This is a genomic window from Mesorhizobium sp. B2-4-17 (assembly GCF_006441275.1).
In the GTDB taxonomy this organism is placed as follows: Bacteria; Pseudomonadota; Alphaproteobacteria; order Rhizobiales; family Rhizobiaceae; genus Mesorhizobium.
In genome coordinates this window covers 141,068-160,020 of the sequence record NZ_VFUX01000009.1, presented here as the reverse complement: position 1 = coordinate 160,020, position 18,953 = coordinate 141,068, and the positions used below count along the sequence as shown (strand labels likewise).

Annotated in this window: 17 protein-coding genes and 1 pseudogene; 11 read left to right on the top strand and 7 right to left on the bottom strand. The window is 63.4% G+C overall.

The genetic code is table 11. The features are described 5' to 3' along the window. Positions 1-165 precede the first annotated feature (165 nt). The 4 genes from FJ548_RS09745 to FJ548_RS09730 all read right to left on the bottom strand — a co-directional run bounded on the left by FJ548_RS09745 (position 166) and on the right by FJ548_RS09730 (position 3,538). A complete protein-coding gene (locus FJ548_RS09745; protein ID WP_140777735.1) occupies positions 166-924 on the bottom strand; it encodes a M48 family metallopeptidase in 759 nt (252 codons plus the stop codon). 98 nt (positions 925-1,022) lie between these two features. After that, entirely contained in the window at positions 1,023-1,505 is a 483-nt protein-coding gene (locus FJ548_RS09740; protein WP_140777734.1) for a DUF2852 domain-containing protein, read from the bottom strand. Positions 1,506-1,595: 90 nt separating this feature from the next. Then, positions 1,596-2,765, bottom strand: a complete 1,170-nt coding sequence (locus FJ548_RS09735; protein ID WP_140777738.1) for a benzoate/H(+) symporter BenE family transporter — start codon at positions 2,763-2,765, stop codon at positions 1,596-1,598. 2 nt (positions 2,766-2,767) lie between these two features. Beyond that, on the bottom strand, positions 2,768-3,538 hold the full coding sequence (locus FJ548_RS09730; RefSeq protein WP_140777733.1) for an alpha/beta hydrolase: 771 nt from the start codon (positions 3,536-3,538) through the stop codon (positions 2,768-2,770). 234 nt (positions 3,539-3,772) lie between these two features. On the opposite strand from FJ548_RS09730, the gene infC reads away from it, so the two are divergent. The 11 genes from infC (at position 3,773) to FJ548_RS09670 (ending at position 14,947) form a co-directional block, all read left to right on the top strand. After that, positions 3,773-4,309 (top strand): translation initiation factor IF-3, encoded by a 537-nt coding sequence (gene infC, locus FJ548_RS09725; protein WP_140606671.1) that lies wholly within the window; start codon positions 3,773-3,775, stop codon positions 4,307-4,309. A 298-nt stretch (positions 4,310-4,607) separates the two neighbouring features. Then, positions 4,608-5,234 (top strand): isoprenylcysteine carboxylmethyltransferase family protein, encoded by a 627-nt coding sequence (locus FJ548_RS09720; RefSeq protein WP_140766839.1) that lies wholly within the window; start codon positions 4,608-4,610, stop codon positions 5,232-5,234. 465 nt (positions 5,235-5,699) lie between these two features. Beyond that, positions 5,700-5,903 carry a 50S ribosomal protein L35 gene (gene rpmI / locus FJ548_RS09710; RefSeq protein ID WP_006201248.1) on the top strand — a complete coding sequence of 68 codons (204 nt, stop codon included), beginning with the start codon at positions 5,700-5,702 and terminating at the stop codon, positions 5,901-5,903. A gap of 93 nt (positions 5,904-5,996) precedes the next feature. Further along, positions 5,997-6,398, top strand: coding sequence for a 50S ribosomal protein L20 (gene rplT / locus FJ548_RS09705; protein ID WP_006201247.1), 402 nt, complete (start codon positions 5,997-5,999; stop codon positions 6,396-6,398). A 207-nt stretch (positions 6,399-6,605) separates the two neighbouring features. Continuing rightward, positions 6,606-7,658, top strand: a complete 1,053-nt coding sequence (pheS, locus tag FJ548_RS09700) for a phenylalanine--tRNA ligase subunit alpha (RefSeq protein ID WP_246678602.1) — start codon at positions 6,606-6,608, stop codon at positions 7,656-7,658. A gap of 43 nt (positions 7,659-7,701) precedes the next feature. Then, positions 7,702-10,110: a phenylalanine--tRNA ligase subunit beta gene (gene pheT / locus FJ548_RS09695; RefSeq protein WP_140777731.1), complete on the top strand. Its 2,409-nt coding sequence runs from the start codon at positions 7,702-7,704 to the stop codon at positions 10,108-10,110. A gap of 38 nt (positions 10,111-10,148) precedes the next feature. After that, positions 10,149-10,751 (top strand): nucleotidyltransferase family protein, encoded by a 603-nt coding sequence (locus FJ548_RS09690; protein WP_140777730.1) that lies wholly within the window; start codon positions 10,149-10,151, stop codon positions 10,749-10,751. A gap of 83 nt (positions 10,752-10,834) precedes the next feature. Continuing rightward, a complete protein-coding gene (locus FJ548_RS09685) occupies positions 10,835-11,407 on the top strand; it encodes a cytochrome b (protein WP_140606667.1) in 573 nt (190 codons plus the stop codon). A gap of 68 nt (positions 11,408-11,475) precedes the next feature. Further along, positions 11,476-12,051 (top strand): YceI family protein, encoded by a 576-nt coding sequence (locus tag FJ548_RS09680; RefSeq protein ID WP_140606666.1) that lies wholly within the window; start codon positions 11,476-11,478, stop codon positions 12,049-12,051. A 167-nt stretch (positions 12,052-12,218) separates the two neighbouring features. Continuing rightward, a complete protein-coding gene (locus FJ548_RS09675; RefSeq protein WP_140777729.1) occupies positions 12,219-13,205 on the top strand; it encodes a Gfo/Idh/MocA family oxidoreductase in 987 nt (328 codons plus the stop codon). An 83-nt stretch (positions 13,206-13,288) separates the two neighbouring features. Next, positions 13,289-14,947 carry an FAD-binding dehydrogenase gene (locus tag FJ548_RS09670; protein ID WP_140777728.1) on the top strand — a complete coding sequence of 553 codons (1,659 nt, stop codon included), beginning with the start codon at positions 13,289-13,291 and terminating at the stop codon, positions 14,945-14,947. 64 nt (positions 14,948-15,011) lie between these two features. Here FJ548_RS09670 and FJ548_RS09665 read toward each other — a convergent pair. From FJ548_RS09665 to FJ548_RS09650, 3 genes and pseudogenes are all read right to left on the bottom strand, one after another. Beyond that, positions 15,012-15,858 (bottom strand): annotated as a pseudogene (locus FJ548_RS09665) (alpha/beta hydrolase). 210 nt (positions 15,859-16,068) lie between these two features. Beyond that, a complete protein-coding gene (locus FJ548_RS09655; protein WP_140777727.1) occupies positions 16,069-16,851 on the bottom strand; it encodes a carnitinyl-CoA dehydratase in 783 nt (260 codons plus the stop codon). Then, positions 16,844-18,922 (bottom strand): acetate--CoA ligase family protein, encoded by a 2,079-nt coding sequence (locus FJ548_RS09650; RefSeq protein ID WP_140606660.1) that lies wholly within the window; start codon positions 18,920-18,922, stop codon positions 16,844-16,846. The genes FJ548_RS09655 and FJ548_RS09650 overlap by 8 nt, the downstream gene beginning before the upstream one ends. Between the last annotated feature and the right edge of the window lie 31 nt (positions 18,923-18,953).

The window sequence follows — 18,953 nt, the reverse complement described above, 5'->3', positions numbered from 1 at the left end:
CTGCAAAATCTGGAAAAAAGAGCCCGAACGGTTCAGACTCGACCCGGTCCATCAAATGCCGGGACTAAACACCTAGGGTCTTCGCGACGGAGCTCCGCTCCTGCTCCGCCCTAGGATGACGAAATTGAGATGGGTTCGCCAATCCCGAACGCTTGCGCTAGCGCCCTATTCGAACACGATCGCCTGCAGGGCGCCGCCATTGCGCTTCAGCCAATCCTTGCAACGGTCAGTATCGGGGCAAAGTTTTTCGCATAGTTTCCAGAATTTCGGGCCGTGGTTCATCTCTTTCAGATGCGCCACCTCGTGCGCGACGAGGTAGTTTATCACCGGTGATGGCGCCATCATGATACGCCAGGAGAAGGACAGATTGCCTTCCGAGGTGCAGGAGCCCCAGCGGCTTGACGTATCCTTGTAGCGGATCGCCTTGGCGCGCTTGCCAAGCGCCTCGGTGTGCCTGACCACTAGCTTTTCGATCTCCTTCTTGGCCTCGCGCTTCAAGAAATCGGCGATACGGCGCGGGAGGTGCACACGCTCGCCGTGCACGATCAGCAGCGGGCCGCGCTCGTCGCGCGACACGGTGACGGTGCCGCGCTTTGACGGTTCATGGACGATGCGGTGCGGCACGCCCCGAACTGGGATCTTGATGCCGGGCCGTACCTGAGGCCGCGTCGGCACCTTGGCCAGCCGCTGCTCCAGCCAGTCCTGATGGCGGTCGAGGAACCGCTCCACCTCGCCACGGCGCAGGCCAGGCGGAACGGTGATGCGCAGGCCCTGGCCACCGGAATCGATGCGCAGCGTCAGACGTCGCGCCCTGGCACTCTCGACGATCTTGAGCGGCAATGTGCGGCCGGCGACGCAATGTTCACGCTCGACGACGGGCGTCGGCTTAGGCTTTGTCAGATTGCGAAAGAATCCGAGGGTCATGGCGGGACGATACGCGATTCGGGAAAAACGAATAGAACAAAAAAGAAACGGCGCCGCTTGCGCGACGCCGTCATCATACCTCAGCCTGTCGCGCGGCTTCAGTCGTCGAGCAGGTTCGAGCCCTTGCCACGCTTGGCGGTCGACGTTCCGGCGCTCGGGTCGGCCTTGGTCGGAGCAGTCGACTTGTTGCGGTTCGCCATGAAGCGATCGAACTCGTCCTGATCCTTGGCACGACGCAATTCGCGGGCATAATCGTCGAATTCGGCCAGCATGTCGTCGAGCTTGCGGCGTTCCTCGGCGAGGCGCTCAAGCTCCTTTTCGCGCCAGTCGTCGAAGGCGACATTGCCGGTGCGGGCGGAGCCATTGCCCCAGCGCGCGGCCTTGTCGGAGCCGCGGCGGCAGCCGGCGAAGATGCCGTCGGTCACGCGGTTGACGTCACGCTTGAAGCCTTCAAGCCGGTCGCCCCAGATGATGTAGGCGAGCATGGCGAAGCCGAGCGGCCAGAACACCATGAAGCCGATCACCATCAACGCGATGGTTGCCGGCGTCCAGGCCGGGCGGATCAATGCAGATGTGTTCATTTTCTCCCATTCCTTCGGTTGGAGACAGCCAGGACCGGCTGCGTGGAATCGAAATGGGAAGGCAAAAACAGCGATTCAAGACAATGTCCGCTAAAACCGGACAAGCTTCTGAAATGATTGTCTCTTTTTGAGCATATCGAGGAAAAGCACGGTCAGCCCCGCGATCAGCCCCCAGAAAGCAGCACCTACGCCAAACAATGTCAGCCCGGAAGCGGTGACGGCAAAGGTGACGGTGGCGGCCATGCGCTCGCCCTCGTCCTTGAGCGCGATCGCCAGCGCGTTGGCAAGCGAGGCCATCAGCGCAAGTCCCGCCACCAACACGATCAGGCTTTGCGGCAGGACGGCGAAGATCGCCACCAGCGACGCGCCGAAGATCGCGAAGATGAGATAGGCAAGCGCGTAGAAGGGGCCGGTCTTCCAGCGCTCGGCGGGGTCGGGATGGACATCCGGCCCGGTGCAGATCGCGGCCGAGATCGCCGCCAGATTGGTGGTCGACCCGCCGAACGGTGCCGACAGAAGCGAAAACAGACCGGTGACGCCGATCAGCGGACCGGGTTCGGGATGGTAGCCGGCGGCGCGCAGCACGGCGAGACCCGACAGGTTCTGCGAGGCCATGGTGACAAGGTAGAGCGGCAGTGCCAGACCTATCATCGCCTTGACGGTAAAATCAGGCGCGATCAGCGTCAGCGTCGACAATTCGGGGGTGGGCAGGCCGCCGACACGGCCAGTGAGAAAAGCAGCCAGCCCGCCGCCGATCAGTACCGCCAGAACCGACAGCGCCGGGTTGAACAGGCGGATGATGAAAAAGGCCGCGATCAACGGCAGGATCAGCCACGGATCCACCGGAACAGTCTTGACCGCGTTGAGGGCGAAGGTGACGACGATGCCGGCCAGCATTCCGGAAGCGACCGAGGGCGGTATCCTGGAGATCAGCTGCGTCAACGGCCGGAACAGGCCGGTGGCGGTCAACAGGATGCCGGTGACGATGAAGGCGGCGACGGCCTCGCCGATCGAAAAGCCGCTCGATGCCGCCATCAGCGCCAGGCCTGGCGTCGACCAGGCGGTGATCACAGGCATTTTCGTGCGCCACGACAGCCACAGGCTTTCGATCGCCATGGCGAGGCAAATGGTCGTCACCCAGCTCGCCGTCTGAACCTGTGTCGCGCCGACCGCCTTGGCGGCGGCAATGACGATGGCCAGCGTGCCGCCGAAGCCGACGATTGCCGCGACAAAGGCGGAGACCGGGATGGAAAGGCGCATCGTCATTTGCCTCGTCCGGCTATGTCACCCACCGCCTGTACCAGCATGTCGAGGTCCTGCGGCCGCGACAGGCGGTGGTCGCCGTCGGGAATGAGCGACAGCGTGACATCGTCGGCCGGCAGCAGCCCGACCAGTTTCAGCGCATGGCTCGACGGTACGTCGGGATCGGCAAGGCCCTGCAGGATATGGACCGGGCAATGCGTGTCGATCGGCCCGGTCATCACCCGGTTGTCGCGCCCGTCCTCGATCAGGGCCCTGGTGTAGATGTAGGGCTCGGTGGAGTAGTCGGACGGCTCGGCGAAGAAATCTTTTTCGGCGAGGTCGCGTTTTTGCATCTCGGTCAGCACCGGCTCGATCAGCTCACTGGTGAAATCCGGCGCCGGCGCCAAAAGCACCAGGCCGACGATATTTGTGTCCCCGGCCTTGCGTAGTTCCTGCACCATGCGCAGCGCGATCCAGGCGCCCATCGACGAGCCGACCAGGATCTGGTTGCCCTTGGTGAAATGCCGAAACACGGCGAGGCTTTGCGACAGCCATTTCGAAATCGTGCCGTCGGCAAAGGCGCCGCCGGATTCGCCATGGCCCGAATAATCGTGGCGCAAAAACGCACGGCCTTCCCTCGCCGCCCAGCCGGCCAGCGTCTCGGCTTTCGTGCCCAGCATGTCGGACTTGTAGCCGCCGAGCCAGACAATGCCGGGTGTGGCGCCGGATGTATGGCGGACCGCGATGCGCGATCCATCGACGTCCAGAAAAGTGGGGGCGGTGGCGGTCATGGGTTATCGATCGGTCCTGGTTGACTGGCTCCGGTCTCTGGGCTCCGGTCTTTTGGCACAGCCACAGGTGAGGCGGAAAGTGCTCGCGATGCTTCTTTGCTTGGTACAGGCTCTTGATCAGGTGATTTCCTGAGAACGCTGTGCTATTGACTCCGCCCGCGCGCTTCCCACATTGGCGCGTCCACATACAGTTTTGTACGAACCCTGAACGAAACGGCCAAGGAGACCACGACCATTCGCAGACCTTTCAAAGCAGCGGCGCCCACCAAGGATGGCCCGCGCTCCAACCGTGACATCCGGGTTCCCCGGGTCCAGCTTATCGACGCCGAAGGCCAGAACCGTGGCGACGTTTCCATCAACGACGCATTGCTACTCGCCGAAGAGGCAGGGCTCGATCTCGTCGAAATATCGCCCAACGCACAGCCGCCCGTCGTCAAGATTCTCGATCTCGGCAAATTGAAATACGCCAACCAGAAGAAGGCGGCCGAGGCGCGCAAGAATCAGAAGGTCATCGAGATCAAGGAGATCAAGATGCGCCCGAACATCGACAGCCATGACTACGAGACCAAGATGAAGGCGGTGCGCCGCTTCTTCGAGGAAGGCGACAAGGTCAAGCTGACGCTGCGCTTCCGTGGCCGCGAGATGGCGCATATGGAACTCGGCATGCAGCTTCTGAACAAGGTGCGCGAGGAAGTCGCTGCTATCGCCAAGGTCGAGGCGGAACCGAAGCTTGAAGGCCGCCAGATGATGATGGTGCTGGCGCCACGCTAAGCAGGCTCCGCTCGCTTCGCCGGACGTCGTCTGCTCAGGTTTCTTTGGTTGTCGCAGGTCCTCATCGCACCGTGCGACACTTTGCGGAACCCGGCTCAGATCACGTTAAGGTTAGGCGTGGCCGTCGCGCTCCAAATTCGCCTGAATTGTGCTACAGGCGTCCCGACGATCGGCGGGACGCCTGTTTCTTGGCCACAGCCGCGATCGCCGGCTTTGTTTTTATGCCTGTCGTTCTCCCAAACCCGAGTTCATTTTTTGGGCGGCAGGCGATAGGCTCCTCGACGATCGGATACCTCCCTTGGACAATGAACCGAAATACGGGCTGGGCAACTACCAGCAGATGCGCAGGCTGGTGCTTGCCGTGCTGGTGGTGGTGCTGTTTCTTGCGCTGCTGTTTGGTCAGTCGACCTTCCCGCCCGACACGCCGGTGCATGAATCGATCGAAATGTTCGGCGTGCTGCTGATTTTCCTCGGCATTGTCGGGCGCCTTTGGGCGACGCTCTATATAGGCGGGCGCAAATCTTCCGAGGTGGTGACCGGCGGGCCCTACTCGATCACCCGCAATCCACTCTATGTGTTCTCGACCGTGGCTGCGGCCGGCGTCGGCGCGCAGATCGGCTCGTTCTCCGGCGTCATCCTGTTCGCGGTTCTGTGCGCGGGTGCCTTCCACATCGTCATCCTGCGCGAGGAGAAATTCCTCAAGGAAGCACTTGGAGCGCCCTACCAGGCCTATCTGGAAAAGGTGCCACGCTTCTTCCCGAACCTTTCCCTCTATCAGGAGGGCGATACCGGCAGCTTCAAGCCGCGCCTGCTGCTGACCACGCTGCTCGATGGGCTGGTGTTCCTGATTGCCTTGCCAGCCTTCGAACTGATCGACGGCGCCCAGCAGTCGGGCATGCTGCCGGTGTGGTTCACTCTTCCCTGATTTCTAGGGCATTTCGGTCTCAATCGTGGTCGGCAAGCAGAATTGTCACGACCCGGGACTACTATCGCCGAAGCTGACGCTGCCCCTCATTGCGCTGCCGGGCATTTCTCCCCGTATAGTGACGGGGAGAAAGAGCAGTTGTGGCGTCGCGCTTATTCCGCAGCGTAGAAGATTAGCGAAAACATCGGCGAGGGCGCCCCCTCTCCCCGTCACTATACAGGGAGAGGATGCCGGCAGGCAGGTGAGGGGCAGCGCCAGCACTCGGAAGGGATCCAAACTGAAGCGATAGCTTTGGCGAGTGAATGTGTCGGGTGTTGCGCACGGGCCTTCTTTGACGTATAGGACCGCCGTTCAAGAAAACCGCCCGGCAGGGCATGCCGTGGCGGTTTCATTTGCTTTTCGGGCTTTGGTCGGCCCGGAGCGAACAAGAAGCGCGATAGTGCGCCAACAATACGGAGTAGCAAAATGCCCAAGATGAAGACCAAATCGGCCGCCAAAAAGCGGTTCAAGATCACAGGTACGGGTAAAGTCCTGTCGGCTGCGGCCGGCAAGCGTCACGGCATGATCAAGCGTTCCAACAAGTTCATTAGAAATGCCCGCGGCACGATGGTTCTGGCTGAACCGGATGGCAAGAAGGTCATCAAGAATTTTCTGCCGAACGGCCTCTAAGGCATTCGGTCTGGACACGCATTTGTTTGACGCAATTCCGAACGGAAAACCGCAACACACTTTTCCTGGAATTGCTTTTAAGGAGATCATGACATGGCACGCGTAAAGAGAGGCGTCACCTCGCACGCCAAGCACAAGAAGGTCCTGAAAGCCGCCAAGGGTTTCTACGGCCGCCGCAAGAACACCATCCGCATCGCCAAGCAGGCGGTGGAAAAGTCGCTGCAGTACGCCTACCGCGACCGCAAGAACCGCAAGCGCTCGTTCCGCGCGCTGTGGATCCAGCGCATCAACGCGGCGACCCATGAGCACGGCCTGACCTATGGCCGCTTCATCGACGGTCTCAACAAGGCCGGCATCGAGATCGATCGCAAGATCCTGTCGGACATGGCCATCCACGAGCCGCAGGCTTTCGCAGCCCTGGTCGCCAAGGCCAAGGTGGCGCTCGAATATCTGAAGAACACCACGCCGAACGCTTTTGAAAGCGCTGTCGCTTAAGACCAGCGCTTCCCAAGCACTTTCGACACTTGATTTGGGGAACCCGCGCTGGCACGGCTGGCGCGGGTTCTTTTTTGGCCCCTGATGTAACCAAAATGGCACCCGCGTAACCAAAATCGTAACGCACGCTAACGCCTGCCACCGAATAGAAAGAATTTCGCCGTGAACGCCACCGCTGGAAATCTTGAAACCCTTGAAGCTTCCTTGATGGCCGACATCGCCTCGGCTGCCGACGAGGCGGCGATCGAGGCCGTGCGTGTCGCCGCCCTCGGCAAGAAGGGCTCGGTCTCCGAAATGCTGAAGACACTCGGCGCGATGAGCGCCGAGGAACGGCAGGTGAAAGGACCGGCGATCAATGGCCTGAAGAACCGCATCACCGAGGCGCTCACGGCTCGCAAGGCCGAACTCAAGGATGTGGCGATCGCCGCCCGCCTCGCCGCCGAAAAGGTCGACGTGACGCTGCCGGTGCGGCAGTCGCCGGCCGAGCGCGGCCGCATCCATCCGATCAGCCAGGTCATCGACGAGATCGCGGCGATCTTCGGCGATCTCGGCTTCGCCATCGCCGAAGGTCCCGATATCGAGACCGACTATTACAATTTCACCGCGCTGAATTTCCCCGAAGGCCATCCGGCGCGTGAGATGCACGACACCTTCTTCTTCCAGCTGGACGAGAAGGGCGAGCGCAAGCTTTTGCGCACCCACACCTCGCCCGTGCAGATCCGCACCATGGAGCGGCAGAAGCCACCGATCCGCATCGTCATTCCGGGCAAGACCTATCGCCAGGATTCCGATGCCACCCACTCGCCGATGTTCCATCAGGTCGAGGGGCTGGTGATCGACAGATCAGCCAACGTCGCCAACATGAAGTGGGTGCTGGAGGAGTTCTGCAAGGCCTTCTTCGAGGTGCCGAGCGTGAAGATGCGTTTCCGGCCGTCCTTCTTCCCGTTCACCGAACCAAGTCTCGAGGTCGACATCCAGTGCGACCGCTCGCGGCCCGGCGAAGTGCGCTTCGGCGAAGGCACCGACTGGATGGAGATCCTGGGCTGCGGCATGGTGCACCCCAACGTGCTGCGCGCCGGCGGGCTCGATCCGGACGAGTATCAGGGCTTTGCCTGGGGCATGGGCATCGACCGTATCGCCATGCTGAAATACGGCATGCCGGACCTGCGCGCCTTCTTCGACGCCGATGTGCGCTGGCTGTCGCATTATGGCTTCCGGCCGCTCGACATGCCGACGCTGTTCGGGGGCCTGAGCCCGTGACGAGCCAAGAAATCCCTGCTGCCAAAGCTTACGGAACAGTACAATGAAATTCACCCTCTCCTGGCTCAAGGATCACCTCGAGACCGACGCCTCGCTCAATGAGATCGTCGAGCGGCTGACGTCGATCGGCCTCGAAGTCGAGCATGTCGACGACAAGTCCAGCCTGAAGCCATTCGTCATCGCCAGGGTGTTGAGCGCAGTGCAGCATCCCGACGCCGACCGGCTGCGGGTGCTGACCGTCGATACGGGCGACGGCAAGGCCCCCGTCCGAGTGGTCTGCGGCGCGCCCAACGCGCGCGCGGGCCTGATCGGCGCCTTCGCCGCGCCCGGCACCTATGTGCCCGGTATCGACGTGACGCTGACCGTCGGCAAGATCAGGGGCGTCGAAAGCCACGGCATGATGTGTTCCGAACGCGAGCTGGAATTGTCCGACGAGCACAACGGCATCATCGACCTGCCCGGAGATGCGCCGGTCGGCACCAGCTTCGCCGCCTATGCGCATCTCGATGATCCGGTCATCGAGATCAACCTGACGCCGAACCGGCCGGACGCCACCAGCGTCTACGGCATCGCGCGCGATCTCGCCGCGAGCGGTCTCGGACGGCTCGTGGGTGGCGCGATCATGCCGCATGTCGGCGAGGGGCTGTGTCCGGTGAAGGTGACGATCGAAGCGCCGGAACTCTGCCCCGGCTTCGCACTGACGATGGTAAGGGGCGTCAAGAACGGCCCGTCGCCGAAATGGCTGCAGCAGCGCCTGATCGCCATTGGCCTCCGACCGATCAGCGCGCTGGTCGATATCACCAACTACGTCACTTTCGACCGCGGCCGGCCGCTGCATGTGTTCGACGCGGCGAAGGTGGCTGGCAATCTCGTCGTGCGCCGCGCCAGGGAGGGCGAAAAGGTGCTGGCGCTCGACGGGCGCGAATACACGCTGACGCCGGAGATGTGCGTGATCGCCGACGACAATGGCGTCGAATCGATCGCCGGCATCATGGGCGGCGAGCATTCCGGCTGCGACGAGAACACCACCGACGTGCTGATCGAGTCCGCGCTCTGGGACCCGATCGCCACCGCCCGCACCGGCCGCACGCTCGGCATCATCTCCGACGCCCGCTACCGGTTCGAGCGCGGCGTCGATCCCGAATTCATGGTGCCTGGCATCGAGCTCGCGACCAGGCTGGTGCTCGATTTCTGTGGCGGCACGCCGACGGAAATGGAAGTGGCCGGCTATGCCGGGCACAAGCCGAAGATCCTGTCGTTCCCGCTGTCGGAAGTGAAGCGCCTGACGGGCATCGAGGTGCCGAAGGCGGAAAGCCTCGACATCCTGACCCGCCTTGGTTTCCAGCCGCAGGGCTCGGGCGACGTCGTCAAGGTCAAAGTGCCGTCCTGGCGGCCGGATGTCGACGGCAACGCCGATCTTGTCGAGGAAGTGATGCGCATCCACGGTGTCGACAACATCGCGCCGCAGCCGCTCGGCGCGCATGACGTCGTCAACGGCAAGATCCTGACCCCACTGCAGGTCCGCACCCGCACGGCCAAGCGGGCGCTCGCCGTGCGCGGCATGATGGAGGCCGTCACCTGGTCGTTCATTCCGGCCAAGCATGCCGAGCTGTTCGGCGGTGGCCAGACGGCGCTGAAACTCGCCAATCCGATCGCCGCCGACATGTCCGACATGCGGCCGTCGCTGCTGCCGGGACTGATCACGGCCGCACAGCGCAACGCCGACAGGGGCATTGGCGACGTGGCGCTGTTCGAGGTGTCGGGCACCTATGAGGGCGACGGCGCCGAACAGCAGCGGCGCGTGGCCGCCGGCGTGCGGCGCGGCACCGCCAAGCTCGACGGCTCGGGCCGCAACTGGGCCGGCAATTCCGGCCCGGTCGGCGTGTTCGACGCCAAGGCCGATGCGATCGCGGCACTCGAAGCCTGCGGTGCGCCGATCGAGCGGCTGCAGATCGAGCCCGGCGGTCCGGCCTGGTACCATCCCGGCCGCTCCGGCACGATCAAGCTCGGACCGAAGACCGTGCTCGGCACGTTCGGCGAGTTCCATCCCAAGACGATGGAAGGTCTGGATGTCTCCGGGCCGCTCTGCGGCTTCGAAGTGTTCGTCGACGCCGTTCCCGAGCCCAAGGCCAAGCCGACGAAGACCAAGCCGAAGCTCGAGCTTTCCGCCTTCCAGACGGTGAAGCGCGACTTCGCCTTCGTCGTCGACAGAGGAGTAGAGGCCGGCACGCTGGTGCGCGCGGCACTCGCCGCCGACAAGAAGCTGATCTCAGGTGTCTCGGTATTCGACATCTTCGAGGGCGCGTCGCTCGGCGAGGGCAAGAAGTCGATTGCCATCGAGGTGTCGATCCAGCCGGTCGAAAAGACGCTGACCGACGAGGATTTCGAGACGCTGGCCAAGCGCATCGTCGAGAATGTCGGCAAGCAGACGGGCGGCGTGCTGCGGGGGTGAGACTTGCGGGCAGATGGCGAATCGCCCTCCAAAGGGCGATGGACCATCTGCGCTATTCCGGGCTGCCGTTCGAGAAACAACGCACGGCTTTTTTCGCCATCATAGCGGCTGATCCGCTGCTGGCCAAAACGCTGGCGCAGGTGCGCACGCTTGTGCTGCCGGACTGGCTGGTGGTTTCTGGGGCGCTTTACAACAGCGTCTGGAACCATCTGACCGGCATGCCGTCCGGCTACGGGATAAGGGATGTCGACCTGTTCTATTTCGAAGACAGCGACCTGTCCTACGAAGCCGAGGACGTGGTCATTCGCCGAGCGGCACGGCATTTCGAAGGGCTGGCGCTGCCGGTGGAGGTGCGCAATCAGGCGCGGGTGCATCTGTGGTATCCGCAGAAATTCGGCCAGCTTTGCCCGCGCTACACGAGCTCAAGTGAATCGGTCAGCTACTTCGCCTCGAAGACGCATGCGGTGGGTGTGCGCTTTGATGCGGACGGGCAACTCGATCTCGTGGCGCCATTCGGTCTCGACGACATCTTCTCGTTCCGCATCACACCGAACAAGGTGATGGACAACCAGCGAACGCATGAGGCTAAGGGCAAACGGGCGCGGGAGATGTGGCCGGAGATTGAGGTGGTGCCGTGGTGACCACCCTTCCCCCTTGTAGGCCCCTTGTGGGGACGGTGAAGGGCGGGCTGGAAGAAACGCACACTGCTATTCGTTTATGTCCCATGCAGTTTTCAATCACCAACAGCGCGACCCGATATGGCTGGACAACGATCATCCTCCACTGGCTGATCGGGATCATCTTCATCGGCCAGTTCGTGCTCGGCTTCGTGATGGTGAGGACCCAGAGCCAGCGAACGGCCTTCGAACTCATCCAGTTGCACAAATCCCTGGGCTTCCTGCTGCTGGGCCTCGTCATCCTGCGCATCGGCTGGCGGCTCGGCAATGCGGCACCGCCCTTGCCGCCTTCGGTCGGCGCCCTGGAGCGGCGCACGGCGCCGCTCGCGCATTTCGCGCTCTATGCCTTCCAGATCGCCTTGCCCCTGTCGGGCTGGGCGCTGGTTTCGGTCTCGACGCTGGAAATCCCGACCATGCCGTTCAACCTGTTCGTGATGCCCGATCTGCCTTTGGCGGAGTCCGACGCTGCGGAGAGCTTCTGGGCGGCAACGCACTGGTATCTCGCTTATGCCGGCATCGCGCTGGTGGCACTGCATGTCGCCGCCGCCCTGCGCCACCACTTCCTGCTGCGCGACAGTGTGCTCACGCGCATGATCACACCTTCGTCAGGCAGGGAATAGTACGGGCGGTTCGCGCGTTTGTGGGGTGAGGACGCGAAACGCGTAACCTCCAGGAAAGGAACAATCCCATGCATGCGCGCATCCTTGGATTCGCGGCTTTTGCCGCATGCCTAGCCGTGCCCGCCACTGCCGCGGTGGCGCTGAGCGACGCCGCGGGCAGCTACACGATCGTTCCGGCAGGCTCCAGCATCCGCTTCACCATAGGCAAGGCCGGTGGCGGCGGCTTCGATGGCGCCTTCGCCCGCTTCAAAGGCACGATCCGCATCGACAATGGTGACGTCGGGCGCTCGAAAGTCGACCTCATCATCTATCCGGAAAGCGTCGGCACCGGCCAGGGCCGCATCGATGCCTTCCTGCGCTCCGACGCGGTGTTCGATGCGGCCAACAGCCCGGAGATCCAGTTCCACTCGACCAGCGTGACCCGCACCGGCGACACATCAGCCCTTGTCACAGGCAGGCTGACGGCGCGCGGCAAGACGTTTCCGGAAAAGTTCACCGCCGAACTCGATGGGTTGAAGGCCGGTACGATAAAATTCCATGTCACCGGCAAGGTGCTGAGGTCGCGCTACGGCATGGATGTCGGCACGCCGCTCTACTCCAACGTCGTCGATTTCAACATGACGCTGACGGGCAAGAGAGGCTAGTTCCAAGCCCGCCTGCTTGGGTTCATCATCCTAGGGCGAAGCAAGGAGCGAAGCGACGCGGCGCAGACCCGAGGATGACGAAGGCGCTTTGTGACCCGCGTCTGCGATTGGCTTTTCTCCGGAATTGGGGCACACCTCCATCGATGTAACCGATAGGGAGAAGCGCGATGTTCCGATGGGGTGTGTTGTCGACGGCCAAGATCGGCCGCGAGCAGTTGTTGCCGGCAATCGTCGAGGCGGAGAATGGCGTGCTGTCGGCGATTGCGAGCCGCGACCTGTCAAGGGCCAAGGCATTGGGCGAGCGTTTCGGCGCGCGGCATGCGTTTGGCTCTTATGAGGAACTGCTCGCCTCCAATGAGGTCGACGGCGTCTACATCCCGCTGCCGACATCGCAGCATGTCGAATGGACGGCCAAGGCCATCGAAGCCGGCAAGCATGTGCTGGTCGAAAAGCCGCTGGCACTCGACGCCAAGGACATCCTGCCGCTGATCAAGCTGCGCGACCAGAAGAAGGTGCTGGTCTGCGAGGCCTTCATGGTCATCTACCATCCGCAGTGGATCAAGGTTCGCGATCTCATCGCCGGCGGTGCCATCGGCCGGCTGCGCCACGTGCAGGGCGCGTTTTCCTATTACAATGTCGACCCCAACAACATGCGCAACCAGCTCGATCTCGGCGGCGGCGCGCTGCCCGATATCGGCGTCTATCCGACGGTGTCGACGCGCTTCTCAACCGGCAAGGAGCCGCTGCGCGTGCAGGCGACGATCGAACGCGACAAAAAATTCGGCACCGACATCTATTCCTCGATCCGTACCGATTTCGGTGACTTCGAACTGTCCTTCTATCTGTCGACGCAGATGGCTGCGCGCCAGGTGATGGTATTTCACGGCGAGAAAGGCTTCATCGAAGTGTTTTCCCCGTTCAACGCCGGGCTCTACGACCATCACCGCGTTGAGCTGCACAACCAGAACCACACCGAGGCACAGGTGTTCCGCTTCCCCGGCACGCAGCAGTACAGGCTGGAGGTCGAGACCTTCGCGCGCGCAGCGCTTGGCGGCAAGGAGCGTGTCTTCACGCTGGAGGAATCGGTGCTCAACCAGAAGGTCATCGACGCCATCTTCCGTGCCGGCGGCAAGGATGGCTGGGAGACCGTCTGACTCTTTGTTCGACGCAATTCCGGACGGAAAACCGCTTATACTTTTCCTGGAATTGCGTTAGCCGGCTAATTCCGGGAGGGAAAATGGCTGACGACGCGGACGTGATCATTGTCGGCGCCGGCCTTGCCGGGCTGGTTGCCGCCGCCGAGCTTGCCGAGGCCGGCAAGAAAGTCATCATTGTCGACCAGGAGCCGGAGCAGTCGCTGGGCGGGCAGGCATTCTGGTCTTTCGGCGGGCTTTTCCTGGTCGACTCGCTCGAACAGCGGCGCATGCGCATCCGTGATTCCCATGACCTCGCGCTCGAGGACTGGATGGGCACCGCCGCTTTCGACCGGCCGGAAGATTTCTGGCCGCGCAGATGGGCCGAGGCCTATGTTGGCTTCGCTGCTGGTGAAAAGCGCTCCTGGCTGATTGAGCGCGGTCTGAAGTTTTTTCCCGTGGTTGGCTGGGCCGAACGCGGCGGCGGCAATGCCATCGGCCACGGCAATTCCGTGCCGCGCTTTCACATCACCTGGGGCACCGGCCCCGGCGTGCTCGAACCGTTCGTACAGCGCGTGCGCGAGGCGCAGAAGCGTGGATTGATCAGCCTCAAGTTCCGTCACCGGGTCAACGAACTGACCCGCACCGGCGCGGTTGTCGACGGCGTGCGCGGCGACATCCTCGAGCCGAGCACCGTCGAGCGCGGCCACAAGAGTTCGCGCGAAATATCAGGCGATTTCGAGCTTCACGCGCAAGCGGTGATCGTCGCTTCCGGCGGCATCGGCGGCAACCATCAGCTGGTGCGGGAAAACTGGCCGCAGCGGCTGGGCTCGGCGCCGAAGCGCATGATCACCGGCGTCCCCGACTATGTCGATGGCCGCATGCTGGCGATCACGGAACAGGCCGGCGGCTCGATCATCAACCCCGACCGCATGTGGCACTATGTCGAGGGCATCAGGAACTGGGCGCCGATCTGGACCGATCATGCGATCCGCATCCTGCCCGGACCATCCTCGCTGTGGCTCGATGCGCGCGGCAAGCGTCTGCCGGTGCCGCTCTATCCCGGCTTCGATACGCTGGGCACGCTCAGCCACATCATGGGCACCGGCTTCGACTATTCCTGGTTCATCCTGACCAGGAAGATCATCCAGAAGGAGTTCGCGCTGTCGGGTTCCGAACAGAACCCGGACCTGACCGGAAAAAGTTGGCGCCAGGTGCTTGGCCGCGCGACCTCAGGCATTCCGGGGCCGGTGAAAGCCTTCATGGAGAAGGGCGAGGATTTCATCGTCGAAGCCGGCCTTTCGAAACTGGTGGCGCGCATGAATGTGCTGGCCGGCGGCGAGCCGCTGCTGGACGCCGCGCAAGTCGAGCGCGAGATCCGTGCCCGCGACCGGCAACTCGACAATCCGTTCTCCAAGGATATGCAGGTCATCGCGCTGCGCGCCGCCCGCGCCTATCTCGGCGACCGGCTGATCCGCACGGCCAAACCGCACAAGATGCTCGACCCTGCGAATGGCCCGCTGATCGCGGTGCGTCTCAATATCCTGACCCGTAAGACGCTTGGCGGCCTGCAGACCGATCTCGACAGCCGGGTGCTTGGCGCCGACGGCCAGCCAGTTGTGGGACTTTATGCCGTGGGCGAGGCCGCCGGCTTCGGCGGCGGCGGCGTGCATGGCTATGCGGCGCTCGAAGGCACATTTCTCGGCGGCTGCATCTTTTCCGGCCGCAGTGCTGGCCGGGCGGCGGGACGTTCGGTGGCGTAGGGCGGGGCGATGGCGGCCTGGCGCATATGTCCTGCCGGACAATGCCTCGGCGGACGAAAATCGCTCACCAGGGCCAGGCACCCTCCCCGAGGGCAGCTGCCGCGTCGACAATGCGGGTGAAGCTGGCGCGGGCGCGCGCCACCGTGTGCCGGGCTCTGAGATAGCCGTGTACCAGACCCTTTTCCTCGATCCAGACGGCCCGTCCGCCTGCTGCGATGACCCGGTCGCGATAGGCCTCGCCGTCCGACGACAGCGGGTCGCACTCAGCGGTAATCAGCACCGTCGGCGGCAGGTTGGCGAAGTCGGCGTCTGCCAGCGGCGACAGCGTTATGTCGCCGGTCTGGTCCGTGCCGCCGGTGCGGATATGCTTGTAGAATTCGAGATCGCGCATGGTCAGCATCGGCGCTTCTGCGTGCGTGACATAGGAACCGTGCGAGCGGTCGCCGCCGAGCCCGGGATAGATCAGCACTGACATAGGTGGCGGCAGCCCATTCGAAGGCACTCATGGCGTCGTCGAAGGCAGCCGGATGCAGGTGCTCCGGCGCCAGCCGGTAACCGACGGAGACAACCTCGTAGCCGGTGCGGGCGCAAAGCTCGGCGCAGACATCGTCATGACTGTCCAGCCCGCCGAGGATGAAGCCGCCGCCATGGATGTAGAGCACCGTCGCTGTCTTCTCCGGGGCTCCATTGCGATAGATGCGGATCGGGATATTGTGCTCGGGCGTTGCAATGGCCAATGTTTCGGCCGTGACGCCCTCTGGATAGCCGGCAAAGAATTCCCGGCACATGCGATCATAGATCTCGCGCTGCTGCGCGATAGTGTAGTCGATCGTATCGGGCGGGTAGTAGGAATTGGTCCGCTCGATGAAGCCCCAGGTCTCGGCGTCGATGAGGGCTTTGTAATCGGTCATGGGGCGGATTGCCAAGGCAGAGCCCAGGCACCCCCCTCTGTCCTGCCGGACATCTCCCCCGCAAGGGGGGAGATTGCCAGTTCCGCTGGCGGCGCATTCTTTTGAACGTCGAAGATTGGCGAAAGCTGAGATGGCATCCGATCTCCCCCCTTGCGGGGGAGATGGCCGGCAGGCCAGAGGGGGGTGGGACGGAACGCCATCATCTCCGGGTCACTTCCCCTTCCACACCGGCTCCCGCTTCTCGGCAAAAGCGCGGAAACCTTCCATATTGTCTTCCGAACCATAGAGCGCGTCGACCGTCGCCAATTGCCGGCGCGTCACTTTGTTCATCGCGTCCTGGAAGGTCAGGGCTTCCGCCACCCGTGCCGTTTCCTTGATCGCGGCGAAGACCAGCGGCGGGCCGCTAGCCAGCAGTCGGGCGATCTCCCAGACGCGATCCTCGAGCTTCTCCTTGGGCAGCACCTCGTTGACCAGACCCCAGCGATGCGCCTCGGCGACATCCATCCAGCGACCGGTGAGCAGCAGGTCCATGGCGACATGATAGGGGATGCGCTTCGGCAGCTTGATCGTCGCCGCGTCGGCCAGCGTGCCGGCGCGGATTTCGGGCAGCGCGAAGGAGGAGTGGTCGGAGGCATAGATGAGGTCGCAGGACAGCGCCAGTTCGAAGCCGCCGCCCACCGCCATGCCGTTGACGCAGGCGATGACCGGCTTGTTGAGGTCACGCAATTCCTGCAAGCCGGCAAAGCCGCCGACGCCATAATCGCCATCGACCGCATCGCCGCCGGCAGCCGCCTTCAGGTCCCAGCCGGCGCAGAAGAACTTGTCGCCGGCGGTCTTGACGATGGCGACGCGCAAGCTGGGATCGTCGCGGAACGCCTTGAAGGTCTCGCCCATCAGCCGCGAGGTTTTCAGGTCGATGGCGTTGGCCTTGGGCCGGTCGAGGGTTACCTCGAGGATCGAGCCTTCGCGGCGGGTCGAAATGACGTCAGACATTCCTGCTTTCTCCCAGTACCAGCAGCGCGTCGGCGATCCAGGCGCCCTTGCCCTCGACGCAGACGATCAGCGGGTTGATATCGAGTTCCTCGATCTCGCCGGCATTCTTCTGCACGAAGTCGGCGATACCCGCGATGGCATCGATGGCAGCCGCGACATCGGCTTTCGGCCGGCCGCGATAGCCTTCGAGCAGCGGGAACAGTTTGAGGCCGCGCAACGCCGCCTCGATATCGTCGCGGGTTGCCGGCAGCATCAGCGTGACGCTGTCGCGCAACAGTTCGACCAGCACGCCGCCGGTGCCCAGCGTCATCACCGCGCCGAACATCGGATCGCGGGTGAAGCCGACGATCAGTTCGGCGACGCCGTCGCGCACCATACGCTCGACATAGAGGCCGGTGCCGAGCGGCAGCAGGTCATGCGCCGCCGTGCTGACGGATTCGGCATCCCTGAGGTTGAGGCGGACCGCACCCACTTCAGATTTGTGGGTGACGCCAAGCGCCTTCAGCGCCACGGGGAAGCCGAGCGCCATGGAGGAAATCACCGCCTCGACGGCATTGCCGGCGCGCTCGCCCTTGGGCACTGGAAGCCCGGCCCTGATCAGCCTCGCCTTCGCCTCGGCCTCGTCCGGCGTCACATGCTCGCCCTCGGAAGCGCCCGCCGCCGATGTGTCGACCGGCTGCGCCTGCGGCTCCCGCCATGCCCAGCCGATGAAGGCCGCCGCCTGAGCGGCATCCATGGCTTCGGAAATACCGAACAACGGCACCATGCCGCGCGCCATCAGCTCGGCGGTGTATTCCTCCGGCAGATTTTCCGGCAGCGAGGAAACGATCGCGCCATGCGCCTTGTTGGTCTTCAGCGCCGATTCGAAGGCGCGCAGCGTCGCCCACCAGTCCGTAACCGAGCAGCGGTCGGGGCGCGGGAAGTCCAGCACCAGCATGTTCAAGTCGAAACCGCCCGACACCATGGCGGTGAAGGTGGCGGTCATCGCCGGCTCGTTATTCCAGATGAAGGTGTGATAATCTAACGGATTGGCGACCGCGACCAACGGCCCGAGCGTCGATTTGACATGGGCCCGATGCTGCTCCGTCAGAACCGGAAAGTTGACCCAGCGCCCTTCGGCGCTGTCGGCCATGACCGACGCCTCGCCTCCCGAGCAGCTCATCGACGACAGACGATAACCGGGCAGCGGCCCGGTGATGTGCAGCAGCTTCAGCGCCTCGATGAAGGCGGGGATGGAATCGACGCGGGCGATGCCGAGGCGCTTCAGGAAGGCGCCGGATGCCGCATCCGAGCCGGCCAGCGACGCGGTGTGCGACACGGTTGCCTGCCGCGCCTGTTCGGAGCGGCCGACCTTCATGGCGATGATCGGTTTTTTCAATTCCCGCGCCCGGGCGGCCAGCTTCTCGAAGCCGGCTACCGAATCGAAAGCCTCGATGTGCAGGCCGAGCGAGGTGACGCGCTCGTCCTCGATCAGGCCGAGCGCCATTTCCGAAAGGCCTGTCTGCGCCTGGTTGCCGGCTGTCATCAGGAAAGCGATTGGCAGGCCGCGCTTCTGCATCGTCATGTTGATGGCGATGTTGGACGACTGGGTGATGATGGCGACGCCCTTGCCACCCTCGGCCAACCTGATGCCGCCATGCTGGTCGGGCCACAGCAGTGCGCCGTCGGCATAATTGATCAGGCCATAGCAATTCGGGCCGATGATCGGCATGTGGCCTGCTGCGGCGACCAGTTCGGCCTGCAGCCGCTCGCCGTCCTCGTCATAGGCCTCGGTTTCGAGGAAGCCGGCGGCAAAGCAGACAGCGCCGCCAGCGCCGCGCTCGGCCAGTGCCTTGACCACCTCGATGGTCAGGTGTCGGTTGACGCCGACAAAGGCGGCGTCCGGCGCGCCGGGCAGGTCCGCCACCGAACGATATGCCTTGCGTCCGGCAACCTCGTCCTTGGTCGGGTGCACCGGCCAGATTTCGCCGGCAAAACCCATCTTGATCGATTGCGCCACGACGGCGGCGGCCTGCACGCCGCCGAACACGGCGATCGATTTTGGGCGCAGGAGACGTTCGAGTTTATGCATGGTCATCTTTTCGTTTGAGCGCGATCGCAGG